Source organism: Allobosea sp. CER48 (assembly GCF_044752385.1).
Lineage (GTDB): Bacteria > Pseudomonadota > Alphaproteobacteria > Rhizobiales > Beijerinckiaceae > Allobosea.
The window spans coordinates 1-2388 of record NZ_JBIWYK010000461.1 but is presented as its reverse complement, the minus strand read 5'-3'; the positions used below and the strand labels follow the sequence as shown (position 1 = coordinate 2388).

The following is a 2388-nucleotide window of genomic DNA, read 5'->3' as shown; positions in this document are numbered from 1 at the left end:
GCGCGAGGCTGGAGCGTCGGAAACGCGCGGATAGGTGATGACGGGCTGGATCGACATGAACGGTTCCGTGGCGCGGGCAACAACGCACCTGCCCGCCACGAGCAAGTTGCACGCCAGATTCGAAGCAAGTGAAATCAAGGCGTTAGCGCGGCCAAATCGCTGACTGGCGGCAAGAAGCACCGGCGCCGGGGCCGAAGGCCGGCAGGATTTGCCGATCCTGCTGGCAGCATCCGACCAAAGCCGGTATAGAGCCGGCAGACGCGCGAAAGCCGCACTTCCCGAGCCACGGACACCTCCGCAGACGATGACCATGCCCCGCAACTCCCTCGACATCGCCAAGCCGCCTGCGGCGACGCGCGTCGTCGCGGCGATGTCGGGCGGCGTGGACTCCTCGGTGGTCGCCGCGCTGCTGAAGCGAGAGGGCTATGACGTCATCGGCGTCACGCTCCAGCTTTACGACCACGGCGCCGCCGTCCACCGGGCCGGCGCCTGCTGTGCCGGCCAGGACATTCATGACGCGCGCCGCGTCGCCGAGGCGATCGGCATCCCGCATTACGTGCTGGACTATGAGAGCCGCTTTCGCGATGCCGTCATCGAGCGCTTTGCCGAGAGCTATCTCGCCGGCGAGACGCCGATCCCCTGCGTCGAGTGCAACCGCACCGTGAAGTTCCGCGACCTGCTCGACCTCGCCAGGGAACTCGGAGCCGATGCGCTGGCGACCGGGCACTACGTCGTCAGCCGCGATCTCGGCAACGGCCATCGCGGCCTCTTCCGCGCCGCCGATGCCAGCCGCGACCAGAGCTATTTCCTCTACGCCACGACGCAGGAGCAGCTCGATCTGCTGCGCTTCCCGCTCGGCCATATCGACAAGGCCCAAACGCGCGCGCTCGCGGCCGAACTCGGCCTCGCCATCGCCGACAAGCCGGACAGCCAAGATATCTGCTTCGTGCCCAATGGCCGCTACGCCGACGTCATCGAGAGGCTGAAGCCCGGCGCCGCCCGCCCCGGCGACATCGTCCATCTCGACGGACGCGTCCTCGGGCATCATGAGGGCGTGCTCCACTACACCGTCGGCCAGCGAAAGGGGCTGGGCATCAGCTCATCCGAGCCGCTCTATGTGCTGCGGCTCGATGCCGACGACGCCCGCGTCATCGTGGGCCCGCGCGAGGCGCTGAGCGTCCGCGAGGTTCGCCTGCGCGACCTCAACTGGCTCGGCGAGACCGCGCTCGACGATCTCCCGCCCGAAGGTCTGGAGGTCGCCGTTCGCGTCCGCTCGACCCGCGCGCCGCGCGAGGCCCGCCTGTTCCGCGATGCGGAGGGCCTGCGCATCGAGCTTGCCGGCGACGAGGAAGGTGTCTCGCCCGGCCAGGCCTGCGTGATCTACGCCGATGGCGGCCCCGGCTCGCGCGTGCTCGGCGGCGGCACCATCCTGCGTCGGCCGCTAGCCCTGCCGGCCACCGCCGCGCCCGCGGCGCTCGCCCTGTCCTGACAGGCCACGCTTCTCTGCTCGGATTCCAACCATGCCGGTGACCTACGATCTCGACGGCCAGAAGCGCGTCTACGCGACCTGGGCCAGGTTCTACGACCGGATCTATCAGCGCATGCTGGCGCGCCCGCAGCGCGAGGCGGTCGAAGCGGCCTGCGCCTGCGGCCCGGACATCCTCGAGATCGGCGTCGGCACCGGCCTGACGCTGCCCTACTTCAAGCCCGGCACCCGCGTCCTGGGCGCCGACCTTTCGCTCGACATGCTCAAGGTGGCGCATCGCAAGGTCGCGAGCCAGGGGCTCGCGCATGTCCGCGGCCTGATGGTGATGGATGCCTGCCGGCTCGGCTTCGACGACGAGCGCTTCGACGCGGTGACGGCACAGTTCGTCATCACCCTCGTGCCCGATCCCGAACAGGCGCTGGCCGAGATGGACCGCGTCCTGAAGCCGGGCGGCGAGATCATCATCTCGAGCCGTCTCGTCGACGACGGCGGATTTCTGGCTCCGTTCTGGAGCGCGGTCGCGCCCTTGTCGAAGGCGATCGGCTGGAGCTCCGACTTCAAGGTCAGCCGCCTGACGGACTGGGCGAAGGCGACGGGCCGCTATGAAACCGTCCATGTCGGCCGCGGGTATTTCAAGGTCGTCCGGCTGCGCAAGCGATCCTCTGCTGATAACTCGCGATCCAAGGCTTGACGCACCCCGGTCGCGGCGCCTATATCGCGCCTCGACGACGAGCCGGCCCAGCCGGCTACGGGGTCTGTGGCGGGGTAGCTCAGCTGGTTAGAGCAGCGGAATCATAATCCGCGTGTCGGGGGTTCAAGTCCCTCTCCCGCTACCAAATTCTCCTAAGCTATTGAAATCGCTTAGGATTTGTCGAAATTTCCGACATCTGAGGCGCTACCGC

The 2388-nt window shown here is 68.0% G+C and carries 3 protein-coding genes and 1 tRNA gene; 3 read left to right on the top strand and 1 reads right to left on the bottom strand.

All coding sequences use genetic code 11. The features are described from left to right. The coding region (locus ACIPIA_RS14365) for a hypothetical protein (protein WP_400510526.1) at positions 1-312 on the bottom strand (312 nt) is incomplete at its 3' end. On the opposite strand from ACIPIA_RS14365, the gene mnmA reads away from it, so the two are divergent. The 3 genes from mnmA (at position 311) to ACIPIA_RS14350 (ending at position 2322) form a co-directional block, all read left to right on the top strand. Then, positions 311-1489, top strand: a complete 1179-nt coding sequence (mnmA, locus tag ACIPIA_RS14360) for a tRNA 2-thiouridine(34) synthase MnmA (RefSeq protein WP_400510525.1) — start codon at positions 311-313, stop codon at positions 1487-1489. The genes ACIPIA_RS14365 and mnmA overlap by 2 nt on opposite strands. Before the next feature lie 31 nt (positions 1490-1520). After that, positions 1521-2177 (top strand): class I SAM-dependent methyltransferase, encoded by a 657-nt coding sequence (locus tag ACIPIA_RS14355; protein ID WP_400510524.1) that lies wholly within the window; start codon positions 1521-1523, stop codon positions 2175-2177. Positions 2178-2245: 68 nt separating this feature from the next. Further along, positions 2246-2322, top strand: a tRNA-Met gene (locus ACIPIA_RS14350). The last annotated feature ends 66 nt before the right edge of the window (positions 2323-2388 follow it).